At 58.6% G+C, this 16,113-nt stretch carries 14 protein-coding genes; 7 read left to right on the plus strand and 7 right to left on the minus strand.

Annotated elements, in window-relative coordinates:
- Positions 1-2: 2 nt before the first annotated feature.
- Positions 3-1,214 carry an Nramp family divalent metal transporter gene (locus tag B8783_RS16875; protein WP_084422166.1) on the minus strand — a complete coding sequence of 404 codons (1,212 nt, stop codon included), beginning with the start codon at positions 1,212-1,214 and terminating at the stop codon, positions 3-5.
- A gap of 90 nt (positions 1,215-1,304) precedes the next feature.
- Positions 1,305-2,054 (minus strand): SDR family NAD(P)-dependent oxidoreductase, encoded by a 750-nt coding sequence (locus tag B8783_RS16880; protein ID WP_084421325.1) that lies wholly within the window; start codon positions 2,052-2,054, stop codon positions 1,305-1,307.
- 175 nt (positions 2,055-2,229) lie between these two features.
- Here B8783_RS16880 and B8783_RS16885 point away from each other — a divergent pair, with 175 nt between their 5' ends.
- Positions 2,230-3,105, plus strand: a complete 876-nt coding sequence (locus B8783_RS16885) for an ROK family protein (protein WP_084421328.1) — start codon at positions 2,230-2,232, stop codon at positions 3,103-3,105.
- Between the two features lie 59 nt (positions 3,106-3,164).
- Here B8783_RS16885 and B8783_RS16890 read toward each other — a convergent pair whose 3' ends face one another.
- The gene (locus B8783_RS16890; protein ID WP_084421331.1) at positions 3,165-5,735 is read right to left on the minus strand and encodes a TonB-dependent receptor; all 2,571 of its coding nucleotides are present in this window, start codon (positions 5,733-5,735) and stop codon (positions 3,165-3,167) included.
- A gap of 147 nt (positions 5,736-5,882) precedes the next feature.
- On the opposite strand from B8783_RS16890, the gene B8783_RS16895 reads away from it, so the two are divergent.
- Positions 5,883-7,469, plus strand: a complete 1,587-nt coding sequence (locus B8783_RS16895; RefSeq protein ID WP_084421334.1) for a tetratricopeptide repeat-containing sulfotransferase family protein — start codon at positions 5,883-5,885, stop codon at positions 7,467-7,469.
- Between the two features lie 36 nt (positions 7,470-7,505).
- Here the strand turns inward: B8783_RS16895 and B8783_RS16900 are convergent, their stop codons facing one another.
- The 4 genes from B8783_RS16900 to B8783_RS16915 all read right to left on the minus strand — a co-directional run bounded on the left by B8783_RS16900 (position 7,506) and on the right by B8783_RS16915 (position 10,967).
- Entirely contained in the window at positions 7,506-8,708 is a 1,203-nt protein-coding gene (locus B8783_RS16900) for an acyl-CoA dehydrogenase family protein (RefSeq protein ID WP_084421337.1), read from the minus strand.
- 140 nt (positions 8,709-8,848) lie between these two features.
- Positions 8,849-9,472: a response regulator transcription factor gene (locus B8783_RS16905; protein WP_084421340.1), complete on the minus strand. Its 624-nt coding sequence runs from the start codon at positions 9,470-9,472 to the stop codon at positions 8,849-8,851.
- Positions 9,465-10,592: a two-component system sensor histidine kinase NtrB gene (locus B8783_RS16910; RefSeq protein WP_233355840.1), complete on the minus strand. Its 1,128-nt coding sequence runs from the start codon at positions 10,590-10,592 to the stop codon at positions 9,465-9,467. Before B8783_RS16910 ends, B8783_RS16905 begins: the two co-directional genes overlap by 8 nt.
- A 117-nt stretch (positions 10,593-10,709) precedes the next feature.
- On the minus strand, positions 10,710-10,967 hold the full coding sequence (locus B8783_RS16915) for a hypothetical protein (RefSeq protein ID WP_084421345.1): 258 nt from the start codon (positions 10,965-10,967) through the stop codon (positions 10,710-10,712).
- A 193-nt stretch (positions 10,968-11,160) separates the two neighbouring features.
- Between B8783_RS16915 and ccoN the strand changes: the two genes are divergently transcribed.
- Genes ccoN through ccoG form a run of 5 tightly spaced genes read left to right on the plus strand, consistent with a single transcriptional unit; the run spans position 11,161 to position 16,112 of the window.
- Positions 11,161-12,810 carry a cytochrome-c oxidase, cbb3-type subunit I gene (gene ccoN, locus B8783_RS16920; RefSeq protein ID WP_084421348.1) on the plus strand — a complete coding sequence of 550 codons (1,650 nt, stop codon included), beginning with the start codon at positions 11,161-11,163 and terminating at the stop codon, positions 12,808-12,810.
- Between the two features lie 12 nt (positions 12,811-12,822).
- The gene (gene ccoO / locus B8783_RS16925) at positions 12,823-13,590 is read left to right on the plus strand and encodes a cytochrome-c oxidase, cbb3-type subunit II (RefSeq protein ID WP_084421351.1); all 768 of its coding nucleotides are present in this window, start codon (positions 12,823-12,825) and stop codon (positions 13,588-13,590) included.
- 12 nt (positions 13,591-13,602) lie between these two features.
- Entirely contained in the window at positions 13,603-13,764 is a 162-nt protein-coding gene (locus B8783_RS16930; RefSeq protein ID WP_084421354.1) for a cbb3-type cytochrome c oxidase subunit 3, read from the plus strand.
- Positions 13,757-14,644 carry a cytochrome-c oxidase, cbb3-type subunit III gene (ccoP, locus tag B8783_RS16935; protein WP_084421357.1) on the plus strand — a complete coding sequence of 296 codons (888 nt, stop codon included), beginning with the start codon at positions 13,757-13,759 and terminating at the stop codon, positions 14,642-14,644. The genes B8783_RS16930 and ccoP overlap by 8 nt, the downstream gene beginning before the upstream one ends.
- A 10-nt stretch (positions 14,645-14,654) precedes the next feature.
- Entirely contained in the window at positions 14,655-16,112 is a 1,458-nt protein-coding gene (gene ccoG, locus B8783_RS16940; RefSeq protein ID WP_084421359.1) for a cytochrome c oxidase accessory protein CcoG, read from the plus strand.
- Position 16,113 lies beyond the last annotated feature (1 nt).

Consider the following 16,113-nt stretch of genomic DNA (forward strand, 5'->3'; position numbering starts at 1 on the left):
GCTCATCCGCCAAGCACCGTGCTGACCGCCCGCCAGATGCCGCGCAGCCCGATCATCAGGGTGACGAGGATGACAAGACCGCCAGCAACGTTTGCGACAACACCGTTCGTTGCGTCGCCGAGCACGGATTTGCGGTTCATGACGTAGAGCAGGAAGACAGCAATGATCGGTAGCAGCAGACCGTTGGCCGCCTGCGCGGTCACGATGAGCGACACCGCGTCGATGCCAAGCAGGGAAATGCCCGCGCCGATGGCGACGATGGCAAGGGCGACAGCGCGGAAGCGATTGGTCTGGCCCGCCTCGGTTTTGGCCGGAAAGATTTCAGTGAGCGCATAGGCGGTGGCCATGGGCGCGGTGATGGCAGAGGTCAGCCCCGCTGCAAAGAGGCCGATGCCAACAAGATAGCGGGCGGCAGGGCCGAAGGCGGGCTCTAGCGATATCGCCATGTCACGTGCGTTTGAGACATCGAGACCTAAGACAAAGAGGCTGCCGGCAGCGGTGGAGAGGATCAGCAGCGAGACGATGCCGCCAAGCCCGATCGAGATGGCCGAGTCGCGGCGCGCTGCGGTCAGCTTGTCCGGCGTTTGCCAGTGATTGCGGGCGGAGGCGGCGTGCAGGAACAGATTGTAGGGCACGATTGTCGTGCCAATTAAGGCGATGACTGTGAGCTGAGCACCGTCGGGTATGGACGGGACAAGACCACTGGCAAGCGCGCCGAAGTCTGGCCGCACGAGGATCGCTGCGACGACGAAAGCGAGGCTCATCACGAGGACAAGGCTGACGAGAATGCGCTCAATCGGTTTGTACTTGCCAATCAGGAGGACAGCGGCCGCCACGAGCGCGAGGCAGCCGACCAGAAGTTTGCGCGCGCCATCGCCAATGATGGCTTCAAGGCCGAGGACGCCGCCAGCAAGATTGCCGCCTTCATAGGCTGCATTACCGACTGCCAAAGCGAGGATGATCAGGCCTGCTGCAACGAATTTGGCGAGCGGGCCGGAGAGGCTCATCATCAGGGCTTCGCCTAGCCCGCGCCGTGCCCCAGCGCCAAGACGCGCGGCCATGTCCTGCAGGATTATCGTCGCGATGGTCGCGAAGACGAGGGTCCAGACGAGGGCGTAGCCGAAATTGGCACCGGCCAGCGTGCAGGCGGTGACGGTGCCCGGCCCGATAAAGGCGGCGGCAACGAGGACACCTGGCCCCATTGAGAGTTTCATATATCTGCCGCCCACGCTGCGATCACTCATGGGTGGTTTTGCACTGTGGCAGATGGAATGTCGACAGGCGGCGGGGTGGCTGTGGCCCGACTATGATCCGCCGTCGACGCGCAGGATTGTGCCGGTGGTAAAGCTCGACGCATCGCTGGCCAGGCAGAGCGCTGCGGTCACGATCTCTTCAGGCTTGCCCGGACGCCCGAGGGCGTTGTCGGATGACTGCCGCATCTCTTCTGGCCAGGCTTTGGAAATGTCGGTCAGGAACGGGCCTGCCGAGATCGTGTTCACGCGGACCTTTGGGCCATATTCGCGCGCGAACGAGACGGTCATTGCGTTCAGCGCGGCCTTGGCGCCGCTATAGGGCACAACTTCCGGCAGGGGCATGAGCGCGCCGGTCGACGAGATGTTGATGATCACGCCGCCGTCGCCATCAGCCATCCGCTTGCCGACGCTCGCGCCAAGCCGGAACGGGCCTTTGAAATTGAGGTTCAGCACACTGTCAAAGAGGCTTTCGGGCACCTCATGGCTTGGGACGCGTGGGCTCATCCCGGCATTGTTGACGAGGATGTCGATCTTGCCGAACGCGTCATAGGCCTGCTCGACCATCGCATCGATCTCATCCCATTTGCCGCAATGGGCGCTGATGGCGAGGGCTTTGCGGCCCATTGCCCGGACCTCTTCGGCGACCTCTTCGCACGCTTCGAGTTTGCGGCTCACGATGATCGTGTCTGCGCCCTGCTCAGCGAAGGCTTTCACCATCTGGTAGCCGAGGCCCCGGCTGCCGCCGGTGACCAGAACGGTCTTGCCAGAGAAATCAAAAAGGCGGCTTGCAAGGTCAGTCATCAGTGTCGCTCCGTGTGGTGTCGGGGCGTAGATATGCAGGAAGTCGGGGCAAGACAATCGCTGTCGAAGGTTTCCCACGCGTCCACTCGAGGTCAGATTTCAAGCGCATGCCTCGCCTGATGCGCCAGGCTGTGCCATCCATCACGCTAGAGGCGCAGGATGAAAAGAGAGGCTCATGGAGCAGCTAAAAGGCGGTATTGATGCAGGTGGAACGACCTTTAAATGCGGGGTCGCTGATGCGTCGGGGACAATCATCGCGCGACGCCGGATACCTGTCACGTCACCTGACGTTACGATCGCGGCGTGTTCTGACTTCTTCGGGCCGTATGCGCTTGAATCTCTCGGCATTGCGAGCTTCGGACCGATTGATGTTGATCGGCAGTCGCCAGATTATGGAATGATCCAGTCAACGCCGAAAGCAGGCTGGTCCGGCGTCAATTTGCGAGAGGCGTTTCACGCATCGCTGGGCCTGATGCCGGTGATTGAAACGGACGTGAATGGCGCGCTCCTTGCCGAGATGCATAGGGGCGCTGCCAAGGGTCTCACGTCGGCGGCCTATGTCACCGTCGGGACAGGAATTGGTGCGGGCTTCTGGGGCAATGGCGGCTTCCTGGGGCAGCCTCATCATCCGGAATTTGGACATATTGGCGTCCCTCGCCATCCTGCCGATGCTGACTTTAAAAGTGTCTGTCTCTTCCATGCCGATTGTCTCGAAGGTCTCGCCTCAGCGACGGCGATGCGGATGCGGGCCGGGGCGCCTGAGACGCTGGCCGAAAGCGACCCCGCCTGGGATATCGAGGCGTATTATCTGGCTGCGGCATGCCGGGCCATTTTCCTGAATTTGCGCCCTCAACGCATTATTCTGGGCGGCGGACTGATGCTCGCTGCTCATCTGCCAGACAAAATTCATAGTGCTTTTGACGTGCAGATGGGCGGCTATCTTGGCCAGACACGGGCAACGGCGCGTCAATTGATCGTCACGCCCGGGCTTGGCGATGATGCAGGTCTCGTCGGCGCAATTCTGCTGGGGGGCGGGCAGGGACCCGCTTAAGAAAAATCCCCGACGGCGATGGGCCGACGGGGATAGATCAATGCTTATTGAGCTGGATTTCAGTACTCTCCGAATTTGATCCGTGCCCGCACGCCGATGGTCCGCGGCGGCCCAAGCGTGGCGTAGTGAGACCGCACGGTGACCGGGTCACCATTTATGTCGCTGACAATCTGGTTCGACAGCGGCGTACTGACGAAGCCCGTTTCAACATACTCGTCGAACAGGTTGTTCACGTAGAGCGAAACCGACCAATTCTCGGCTTCGTAGGTCGCCTTCGCATTGGCCAGGCCATAGGATGGAATGGTGACCGATGACCCGCGTCCGCCCGTGCGTGTCAGGATATCACCCTGCCAGGCATAGGATGCGTTGAAGATAAGCTCATTTCCGTTTTGCAGCGGCTGCACATACTGCCCGAAGATAGAGAACTGGCTTTCCGGTGAACCCGGCAAACGGTCGCCGGCCTTGCCGTCTTCAAACGCCGTTCCGAAACCGGGCGGTGTGATCGTGCGGATCAGGAATGGAACATCCTCGGTGAGTTCTGTCTTGGCGTAGGAATAGGAGCCGCGCAGGCTGAACTGGTCGGTCACTCGCCAGCTTCCCTGAAGTTCAACGCCTTTGGATTCTGCGCCGGAGGCATTCACCGTGATTGGAATGTTTGCGTTGACGGTTGCCGACGCGACCTGCGGATCTGTCCACTCGACGTAGAAAATAGCGCCGTTCAGGATAAGATCACCGCCGAGCCAGGCCGTCTTGGCGCCGATCTCATAATTGGTTGTCTTATCTGGAAAGTAATCGCGTTCGTCGAATTGTGCGACATCTCCGGGATTGGGCCCATACTGCTGACCAGGCGCGAGTGCACAAGCACCCTGCTGCGCGCCAGGGGTGTATGGTTTACAGTCTCCGAGGCCATTCGTATTCCCGATGCGATAGCCCTCGCTGACCGTGAAATACGCCATCAGGTCTGAGGTGAAATCATATGATGTATTGAACTTGAACAGCGTGCCGTCCTCAGCCTGTGTCACAGTCGTTGGCGCGTTCTTGATATCATCCAATGATACTGGGACGGTGAAGGTCGAATCCACCAGCGGAAAATCGACGGTGCTGAAGTCTTTCAATTCGTAATCGTAGTAACGCGCCCCGACGGTCACCGACCATTTGTCAGTTATGTCGTAACCGAGTTCACCGAAGATCGCTGTTTCAACCAGCTCCGTACGACCCGTTGAGAAGTATTCGAGGTCATCTGCCCGTTCCACCAGGAAACAGCTATCAGTGGCCAACTCCTGCGGCGAGCAGAAAACAGGGCGGATGTAGGTATCGTAGTTCGGGGTGATTTCCTTTGAGAAGCCTGCCGTATCTGATTCCGAATAGAAGCCACCTATAATCCAGTTCAAACGACTGTCAGTGGTTGAAACAAGACGCAGTTCCTGAGTGAATGTCTCCGTCTCGTCGACTTCTTTTGTATATGACCCGAACGCCGGGAAGAGCTCATAGGAATATTCCAGAGAGACCAGCAGATCGTTCTGATCGCGTTGGCCGTCATCCTGGAATTTACTGAGACCCGTCGCGGAGGTGAGCTCGGCAAAGCCGAGATCAGCGATCACTTCCAGGGCCAGAAGTTCGTTTTTGACCGTGTTTGGCTCCGGTACGCGCTTGGCATTGTCAAAATCACCGGCGCGGAAGATTTCAGGGCCTGCGCCGGGATAGACTGAGCGCTTGCTCGATATGCGGCGGCCGCCGACGTCGACGTTCTGGAAGTAATAGGTCAGCGTGCCGTCGAGCCAGTTTGTTGGCTCCCACCGCGCTGCAACCCGGCCTGAAACCGCTTCTTCGGTATCGATGTCCTTGGCGCCGCGCAGATTGAGCGCAACAGCGGTGGGATCGGTAAAGTCTGGATCAGGATTTGAGACGCCGACTTCCCTCAAAAGGAATGGCTGATCCACGAAACCGGTATCGTCCAGGATATCCAGCGAGGCGCGGATCGCAAATTTATCACCGATCGGCGCGTTGACCGTAAGACCTGTATCGTAGGATAGGCTGCCAGCCTCGCTATACTGGTAGATATCGCTGCGGAATTCGATCGTGCCTTCTTCAAATTTTGGCTTGACCGGAATGTAGCGAATGGCGCCTGCCAAAGTGCCCGCGCCGTAGAGCGTGCCCTGTGGGCCGAGGAGAACTTCGACGCGCTCCATATCGTTGAGCTTGAGGTCGATGAACAGCGGCACTTCGCCGAGATAGGTTGCAACGGTGCCGCCGCCGGAATTGTCACCATCGCCTGAGCCAATCGGGTCAGCATTGATCCCGCGAACAATGATCGGGTTGCCCTGGCGCGCGCCGCGGTCAACGACGTTGATGCCGGGGACGAAGGACAAAAGATCTGAAAGCTCGCTGATACCCTGCTCTTCAATCTGGGCAGCGCCGACGGCGGCGATGTTGATGGGCACATCCTGGACCGTGCCGGCACGCCGGGTCGCTGTGACGGTGACGACATCCTGACGGGCGACCGCGTCTTCAGATGGCGCGTCCTGTGTCTGCTCGTCCGTTGCGTCCTGGGCCTGCGCAGCCGGTGCAATAAAGGCGCCCAATGTCAGCGCGGCTATGCTTGTGCCTAAGAGCCAATTTGTCTTTTTCATTATACCCTCTCCAGAATGTAGGTTCTGATTAGGGGCGAGGGTGTGAGAATTGATCCAGACCTGGTTAGACCATAGAGAAGCTTTTGACCGCGATTGTCCATTTCGTGACTAATGCGTCATCCATCTGCCTAGATTCCGGACACAAACATGACTGATCCAGATATCAAAAACGCAAGGATGATGCTCGATAAGGGCGATTACCGGGCAGCACATTCGATATGTATGGATATTCTTAGGCGATCACCGCTTGCGGGTGAGCCTTATCTGTTGCTGGGGCGACTGGCTGCCGATCATGGCAACCATACCAAGGCGCTGGACCTGTTTGACCGGTCCGCCGAGCTGGGGTTCGACCCTGCAGAAGCATTTGCCCTCAAGGCCAGAAGCCTTGTTGCGCTGAGCCGCCGCGAAGATGCGATCAAGGCGGCGCAAACCGCTGCTCAATATGCGCCGACAGATGCCGCTCTACTCGACACGATCGGCGTCGTTTTCAGCCGCACCGGGCGACACGAAGAGGCGCTACCGTTTTATGAGAAGGCAGCAGAGCGCGCCGGGCGCTCAGCTCATATCCATTACAATCGCGCTGTTGCCTTGCAGTTCGTCGGGCGAATGGACGAGGCGCGCGAAGCCTATGAGCGATGTCTCGCTCTGGATGGCAGCGAGGTGAGGGCGCTGACTGGACTGGTGCAGGTGTCGCGGCAGACGCCAGAGGAGAACCGGCTTGCGCAGCTTGAAACGGCCTATGAAAACCTGAGCACCCAGCCAGCGGACAAGGTCGCAGATCAGCGGCTTCATCTCTGCCATGCCATCGCGAAAACGCTTGAGGATTTGGGCGACCCGGAAGCCGCGATGGTCTGGTATGGGCGCGGTAAAGAGGACAAGCTAAAGACGCTCGACTATACGTTCGAGCAGGATGCGAAGCTCTTTGATGCCGCGATCAAGACCCTCAAATTCCAGTTTCCGGCCTCCGAAAACAGGGATGCTCCGGTTTTTATCGTCGGGCTGCCTCGCACGGGCACGACTTTGGTTGACCGTATTTTGTCCAGTCATCCGGCGCTGACGTCGGCAGGTGAGCTCAGCGACTTTGCGCTTTGTCTGAAGCGCGAGGTTTCAACGCCATCGCGCTATGTGCTGGATGAGGAGACCCTGCTAGGGGCATCCCAGGCATCTCTCGCTGAGGTGGGGCAGAATTATATCCAGCAGGTGCGAGACACGCTGGGCGTCAGGGGCCGGTTTATCGACAAGATGCCGCTCAACGCGTTCTACGTGCCGCTGATCCTGAAGGCCTTGCCGCACGCACGGGTGATTTGCCTGAGGCGCACCCCGCTCGATGTCGTCCTGTCGAACTATCGCCAGCTCTTCGCGACGAGCTTTGCTTATTACAATTACGCGTTCAGTCTGGAGAACACGGCACGCTACTATGCGGCGTTTGACCGGATGATCGGCGCGTTCAGGGCAGACCTGCCATCAGACCGTTTCACCGAGATCCATTATGAGCGGGTGGTGGCGGACCTTGAGGGCGAGACACGCCGCTTGCTCGATTTCTGCGGACTTGAGTTCGACCCGGCCTGTCTCTCATTCCATGAAAATGCGGCGCCGGTTGCAACGGCGAGCTCTGTGCAGGTCCGTAAACCGCTCTACTCCAGTTCCATCGGCCGCTGGCGCAAGGTTGAGGCGGCCATGCAGCCGGTCCTCCAGATACTGGAGCGCCACGGCATTGATCCGTATGGAGATTAGAAGCGGCGCAGCGGGACTGGCCGGGTTGCTTGCGCGCTACAGTCTCAGGAGCAGCTTCGCCATCACATTGCGTTGAACCTCATTCGAGCCGCCATAGATCGTGGCCGCTCTATTATTGAGGTATCGGGGCATGGCGGTGAGGCTGTGGGCTGGGCCGATTGGTTCAATATTTGCGCCCGGCTGGCGCGCCGCCATCTGTTCGACGCCCGCATAGATGCCGGCTGCTTCAATCCCGAGCGTATCGACCTGTTGCAGGATCTCAGTTCGCGCGGTTTTCAGCATGGACGAGGCCGGGCCGGGATTTTCGCCGCCCGCCAGGGCCGCAGTGACCCTTTGTTCGGTAATCTTGATCGCTTCAAGGTCGATATAGGTCTGTGAGAGCTTTCGCGAAAACGCGGAGTCATCAGCCAGGCGTTTGCCGCCGCCAGCCGGTTCGGCATGGGCCATGATGCGGACACGCTCCAGCGCAGCTTCAACGCCAGCAGACGAGCCGCCGCCACGTTCGAATTCAAGAAGGTATTTTGCGACGGTCCAGCCGTCGTTTTCTTCGCCGAGGCGGCCGGATTTCGGGACGCGGACATCGTCAAAGAAGACCTGATTGACCTCATGCTCGCCAGCAATGGTGATGATCGGTTCGACGCGTATGCCAGGCGTCTTCATATCGAGCAGGAGGAAGGTGATACCCTGCTGCGGCTTGCCGTCAGAAGATGTGCGAACCAGACAGAACATCTTGTTGGCGTGATGAGCCTGCGTGGTCCAGATTTTCGAGCCGTTCAAAACATAGTCGTCGCCATCGGACACGGCTTTCATCTGCAGGCTGGCGAGATCCGATCCAGACCCAGGCTCTGAATAGCCCTGACACCAATAGTCTTCGCCGGCGAGAATGCGAGGTAGATAATAGGCTTTCTGCTCGTCTGTGCCGTAACCCATGATGCATGGCCCCACCATCTGAAGGCCCATGGGGGAGAGGGGCGGCGTGCCGGCCTTCGCGCACTCGGTCGCGAAGATGTAGCGCTGCATTTCGTCCCAGCCCGGGCCGCCATATTCCTGCGGCCAGTGGGGCGCGGCCCAGCCTTTCTTGTTGAGAATTTTCAGCCAGGGCAAATTGTGCTGGGGCTCGCTAAACGAACTGGTGGTCAGGCGACCGGCTTCAGCGAGTTCGCTTGGCAGGTTTTCAGCCAGGAATTGACGGACTTCTGCACGAAAATCCTCGTGCTTCTTATCAAGTGAGAGTTTCATGCCATTTTGGTCTCCCAAAATCATCGGTCATGCAACGCTCACTTAGCGTCAGGGGGCTTGCAAAACAGAATGCGACAGCGCTCGGCGCGGCGTATCAAAGCCTGACCGGCGCGGGGTGGCCTGCTACAGAACGCTGTCTGTCAGTCTTCTCCGAGACCGGCCGTGAAGGCGATTCTCAAAGCAGAAGACAGGCTGTCTACGGCCAGCTTCTCCATCATGTTTGCGCGGTGGATCTCGACCGTGCGGGGAGAGATGTTGAGCGAGTTTGCAATCGCCTTATTGGTCAGCCCTTCGACAAGACCTTCCAGCACATCCGTTTCCCGGGGCGTCAGGTGAGCGAGACGCTTTTCTGCGTCGGCTTTATGCATTGCGCCGCGGGACTGGCTTTCGAGCTGGGCGAAGGCTTCTTCAAGGGCTTTCAGGAGCACCTGCTTTTCATAAGGCTTCTCGACGAAATTGACCGCGCCAGCTTTCATAGCCTGCACAGCGACAGAAACGTCTCCATGGCCCGTCAGGACTACAACAGGCATGCCAATTCCGCGCGCATTCAGCTCTTTCTGGACGGCGAGCCCGCTCATCTTTGGCATCTGCACGTCGAGAAGGATGCAGCCTTCTTCCAGCTTTTCGACATCGTCGAGAAAACTGACGCCATCCTTGTGCGTCTGAACGCGGTAGCCTGCGAGACGAAGCATGAAGCTTGCCGAATGGCGAACCGCTTCATCATCATCGACAAGGTGTATCAGGGGCTTTCCGGTTTCAGTCATCTTGGCGCTCCAGAGCTTCAACGGTAAAGACAAAACGCGTCCCGCCATTGTCGCCAGGCATCGCTTCGATCGTGCCGCCATGGGCTTCTACAATCGTCTTGCAGATCGACAGGCCAAGCCCCATCCCTGTCGATTTTGAACTGGCGAGCGGCCGGAACAATTGATCGGCGACGTCGCGGTCTATGCCCGGCCCGTTATCTTCAATGGATATCATGACCAGTCCACCGCTTACACTTTGAGCGCGGATATCAACCCGGGCGCCGTGGGCTCCATCCATGGCCTCCAGCGCGTTTCGGACAATGTTGATGACGACCTGCTGGATCTGGATCGGTTCTGCGAGAATTTCGGCGACATCTTCAGAGACGCTGACCGTGATCTGTCCGCGTGTCTCGCTCATTTCGGCCTGTACAAGCGCGACTGCGTCACCCAGCAGGGGCACCAGGGGGGTCGGGCGCTTCTCGATCTCGCCGCGAGAGACATAGTCGCGGAGCTTGCGAACGATCTGGCCAGCGCGCACAGATTGTTTGGCCGCTTCGTCCAGCGCCTGCTGGATCATCTTCATCGTATCTGCATCAGGCGTGTCGAGCAGATCCCTTGCAGCTTCAAGGTAGTTTGTAACGACCGTCAGCGGTTGGTTGAGCTCATGGGCGAGCGCGGACGCCATGGTGCCGACCGAGCTCAGACGCGAAAAATGCACGATTTCCGCCTGCAAGGCTTTCATGCGCGTCTCATTGCGCCGCTGTTCGGTGAGATCTCTCATAAACGCCGTGAACAGGTAATGGCCGCCAATATTGGCTTCGCCAATCTTGAGGTCGATCGGGAACAGGGTGCCGTCGGAACGACGCGCCGTGACGGTACGTCCAATACCGATGATGCGCCGCTCTCCGGTGTGTAGATAGCGCGCGATGTAATCGTCGTGTTGGACTTTGTCGTCGGCGGCCATGAGCAATTTGACATTCTGCCCAAGCGCCTCTTCAGAGCTGTAGCCGAAGAGCTCTTCCGCCGCGCGGCTGAAAGCCGTGATGATACCGGTTTCGTTGATGACGACCATCGCATCCGGCACAGACTGCAGGATAGAGCGATAGTGCTGATGGAGCGCGTCAACGTCCATCTCCGCCATATCGAATATTAGATTCCGGGATTTCAGCGCAAAGGCCTCCGCATGGCTGCTCACTGGAATGAGGCATGCAGGGGGCAAAGGTCAATATGCTTTGCTCTGGAAAGGTGCAGGTCATGGTCAGTCGTTTGGCACGAATTTCCGGGCAAAAGCCCGAAGCGGGACGAACCAGGCGGCCAACATGGTGCCGAGTCCCAGAATGAGGGCCGGGCAGGCCGCGCAATGGGCCCCGAATAGACCTGTTTGCGGCGCTCCACTGCCAGATGACGAACACCATGCAAGCGCCATAAGCTCTGCCCGCTCATGATGTGTCAGCACAATTGGAAGGGCCAGCGCCGTGACGGCTAAGCCGACAAGAAAGATAATTACTCGATACATCGCATCGCACTCCTCTTGAGAGGCCTATAAGCCATAGTGCGACAGGCTGGCCCATACGTAGGAGCCCGTATAACCGCGCCTCGCCGCCTGAATTATCCCTTCGCCATGGAGCGGGGCTGCGTCGTCAATTGACGGCGGCCCGCAGGATGCAGTGGAGGCAAAATTGAGCGCATCGTATCTCAAACGAGAGAGCATGGACACGAGCACGGTGGTGGTATCCGGCCTGCTCATGGTCTTTGCCATCCTCGCCGTGTTCATCGCCGGCAACGCCATGGACCGATTGATGGGCATCCATGCGAGCCTGTTTTTCGGCGCGGTGGTTTTGTGGCTCGTCGGTATCGTTCTCTGGGCTGGTAAGCTTGGTGAGCGCAATCCGTTCGATGAGACGAAATATGAAGACACACTTGTTAAATGGGGTGTCTTCGCTTCGATGTTCTGGGGCATTGCGGGGCTGCTTGTCGGTGTCGTGATCGCGTGCCAGCTGACCTGGCCCAATCTCTTCTATTTTGAACAATGGGGCTTCACGAACTTTGGCCGGCTGCGTCCACTGCACACATCTGCGGTGATCTTCGCATTTGGCGGGAACGTGCTGCTGGCCACCAGCTTTCACGTTGTTCAGAGGACGACACGTGCCCGTCTGTTCGGCGGCATGCTCCCCTGGTTCGTGTTCTGGGGCTACCAGCTCTTCATCGTCATTGCCGCAACCGGCTATCTGATGGGGATTACCCAATCGAAAGAGTATGCCGAGCCTGAATGGTATGCTGACCTGTGGCTGACCGTCGTCTGGGTTTCCTACCTGCTGGTCTTCCTCGGGACGCTCTGGAAGCGCAAAGAGCCTCATATATATGTGGCGAACTGGTTCTATCTGTCCTTCATCGTGACCATCGCGATGCTGCACATCGTGAACAATCTTTCCGTGCCGGTCTCGATCGGTTCGGCGAAGAGCTACCAGCTGTTTGCAGGCGTGCAGGATGCGCTGACACAGTGGTGGTATGGCCACAATGCGGTCGGCTTCTTCCTGACCACCGGCTTCCTCGCCATCATGTACTACTTCATCCCGAAGCGCGTGGATCGGCCCGTCTATTCCTACCGGCTGTCCATCGTTCACTTCTGGTCACTGATCTTCATCTACATCTGGGCAGGCCCTCACCACCTGCACTACACCGCTCTGCCGCAATGGGCGCAGACACTTGGTATGACCTTCTCCATCATGCTGTGGATGCCTAGCTGGGGTGGTATGATCAATGGTGTGATGACCTTGTCGGGCGCCTGGGACAAGCTGCGTACCGACCCCGTGGTCCGTATGATGGTCGTCTCGCTTGCCTTCTATGGCATGTCGACCTTCGAAGGCCCGCTGATGTCGGTGCGGGCGGTGAATGCGCTGAGCCACTACACTGAGTGGGGCATTGGTCACGTGCATTCCGGTGCGCTTGGCTGGGTTGGCTTCATCTCCTTCGGCGCGCTCTACTGCCTCACCCAATGGCTGTGGAAACGTAAGAGCCTCTACTCCCTGTCGCTTGTGGAGTGGCACTTCTGGCTCGCGACCATCGGTATCGTCTTCTACATCGTTTCGATGTGGTTCGCCGGGATCATGGAAGGCCTGATGTGGCGTGCCTATAACGACTTTGGCTTCCTCGAATACAGCTTCGTGGAAACCGTCGAGGCCAAGCATATCAGCTATATCATTCGTGCTGTCGGTGGTGGTCTCTACCTCAGTGGCGCGCTGATCATGGTCTACAATCTCATCCGCACAGCGATTGGCGATGAACGGATCAACCAACCAGCTGATGCTCAGCCGGTCAGCAATCCGCCTGCCGCCGCCACCCTGCAACCTGCCGAATAGGAGCCTTGAAACATGGGACTTCTCAAAAATCACGGCGTGCTTGAACGCCATTCGCTGATCCTCACCATTGGTATTCTTATCGTGGTGTCGATCGGGGGGATCATTCAGATGGCGCCGCTCTTCTACATGGAGAACACCATCGAGAAGGTGGAAGGCATGCGCCCTTACACGCCGCTGGAAGTGGCAGGTCGCAACATCTATCTGCGCGAGGGCTGCTATGTCTGCCATTCGCAGATGGTCCGTCCGCTTCGCGACGAAGTGGAACGTTACGGCCACTACTCGCTCGCTGCCGAGAGCATGTATGATCACCCTTTCCAGTGGGGCTCCAAGCGGACCGGGCCTGACCTGGCACGCGTCGGAAACAAGTATTCCGATGAGTGGCATGTCGACCATCTGATCGACCCGCGCGCCCTGGTGCCGGAATCGGTCATGCCGCCCTACGCCTTCCTGGCTGAGAAGACGCTCGACTACCGCCATATCGCGGACGATCTGAAGACGCTGCGTCTGGTGGGTGTGCCGTACACTGATGAAATGATCGAAAATGCCGCCATGGATCTTCGCGCTCAGGCCGATCCAGACGTCTACTTCGATGAACAGGATGCGCTTGTCGCTCGCTACACCGAGGCATCTGGCCGCGAAGGCACTGTTCAGGTGCGCGACTTCGACCGTGATCCAGACCGGATCACCGAGATGGATGCGCTTGTTGCCTACCTTCAGATGACTGGCACGCTGGTGGATTTCTCCACCTACGAAGCCGAAGACCTGATGAACCGGCGCTAGGAGAGGAAAGACATGTACGAGACCCTTTCACACTTCGCGCAGACTGGCGGCATGCTCTACTTCGTCGCCATCTTTGTCGCCGTTCTTGCCTATGCGCTGTGGCCGCGGAACCAGAAACGGTTCGATGAGGCTGCCCAACTTCCACTGAATGACCGGGAGCCCGGAGATGAGTGATCACATCAAAGATATCGACGAGACAACCGGCGTCGAAACGACTGGCCACGAATGGGACGGTATCAAGGAGCTCAACAATCCACTCCCGCGCTGGTGGCTCTATATCTGGTACGCCTCAATCGCCTTTTCGATTGTTTACATGGTTATCATGCCTTCCATTCCGGCGTTGCCAGGACTGGGCACCAATACCCGCGGTATTGGTAATCATTCAGACCGGATAAAGGTCGCTGAGGAGATCGATGCCCTCCGGTTGGAGCGGGCCGGCGCCGGCAGCACGCTTGTAAACGCCACGCTCGCCGAAATCGAGACAGACCGCTCCCTACAGCAGTTTGCAATGGCTGCGGGCGAGAGCGCCTTTGGGGATAATTGCGCAACCTGTCATGGTGCAGGTGGACGCGGTGCCAAGGGGTATCCGACGCTGGCGGACGATGTCTGGCTCTGGTCGGGTACGCTCGACGGGATCGAGTACACGCTTCGCCACGGCATCCGTCACGAACAGGACCCTGAGACACGTTACTCAGCAATGCCTGCCTTTGGACGGGACCGGTTGCTGACCCGCGCTGAGATCGATGACGTGGTCAACCATGTCATGACGCTGTCGGGTCGCGGCGGAGATGATGCTGAGGCCGCTGGCCGCGGCGCTGATATCTTCGCGGCGCAGTGTGCGACCTGTCATGGCGACAATGGAACGGGCGACCATACGATCGGTGCTCCGAACCTGACCGATCAGGACTGGCTCTTCGGCGGCGACTATGACGACATCTACAACACGGTCTACAATGCCCGGAATGCCCACATGCCGGCATGGGGAGACCGTCTGGACGATCCGACCATAAAAGCGCTGTCTGTCTACGTGCATTCGCTTGGCGGCGGGGAATAGGTGCGAGGTCATGACACAGATCAACCTGATTCCATCGCGGTCGCCTCCGCCTGTCCCTCCACCGCAGGACCTCTATGCCAAGCGCAAGCAGGTCTATCCAAAACTGGCCCATGGCAAGTTCAGGACGGTGAAATGGGTGGCCATGGGTGTTCTGCTGGGCATCTACTACCTCATTCCCTGGCTTCGCTGGGAACGGGGCGCAGGGGTGCCGGATCAGGCTGTCCTGGCTGACTTTGCCGGCGAGCGGTTCTTCTTCTTCGGGATCGAGATCTGGCCTCAGGAAGCGTATTACCTCGCCGGGCTGATGATCCTTTCAGCGATCGGCCTGTTCCTGGTGACGTCATTGTTTGGCCGCGTCTGGTGCGGCTATGCGTGTCCACAGACCGTCTGGACAGACCTCTATATCTGGGTCGAGCGCGCTTTCGAGGGCGACCGGGCCAAGCGTATCCGGCTCGACAAGGCGCCGTGGGGGCTGAACAAGGCCGCGCGCAAGATCGGCAAGCATCTTGTCTGGCTCATCATCGCCTTTCTGACGGGCGGCGCTTTCATCCTTTACTTCCATGATGCGCGCATGATTGCGCAGACCTTCTTTATCGGCGAAGCACCGCTTTCGGCCTACTGGTTCGCAGGGCTGCTGACCTTCACCACGTACGCCTTGGCCGGCACCATGCGTGAGCAGGTTTGTACCTATCTCTGCCCATGGCCGCGCATTCAGGCGGCGCTGACCGACGAACACGCCCTCAACGTCACCTATCGGTATGATCGCGGTGAACCGCGAGGCCCGCACCGCAAGGGTGAGAGCTGGGAGGGCAGGGGCGACTGCATCGACTGCAAGCAGTGCGTCCAGGTCTGCCCTGTCGGGATCGATATTCGCGACGGATCGCAGCTGGAATGTATCCACTGCGCCCTGTGTATCGATGCCTGCGATTCGATCATGAAGACGGTGGGGCGGCCAACCGGCCTTATCGCTTACGATACTGATACCGCCGTGGCGGCACGGGCCGCTGGCATGAAGCCGAAATACCGGCTCGTGCGGGCGCGGACGGTCCTGTACTTCTTCCTGATGGCGGCAATTGCGAGCTTGATGGCTTTTGGTCTGCTCAATCGCGGTACGTTTGAGGTCAATGTGCTGAAAGACCGCTCGCCGCCATATGTCAGGCTGTCGAGTGGACTTGTCCAGAATGGATACACGTTGAAGCTGGTCAACAAGGCAGGTGAAACGCGTGAAATGGAAATCAGCATTGCAGGCGATGAGGGTTTCGAGTTGAATGTTGTCGGTATCAAGACAGACGCTGGTGAACCGATCTTGCTGCCTGTAGATTCCAACGGTGTTGACCGATACAGGCTGCTGGTAACGAAGCCGGAAGATGCCATTGATGGCCGCAAGCAATTCCAGCTCGTGCTCACCGATGTCGAGACCGGCGAAATCCACACCAACCGCACTAGCTTCATGGCCCCGGGAGATTGAG

The organism is Henriciella litoralis, from assembly GCF_002088935.1.
GTDB lineage: Bacteria > Pseudomonadota > Alphaproteobacteria > Caulobacterales > Hyphomonadaceae > Henriciella > Henriciella litoralis.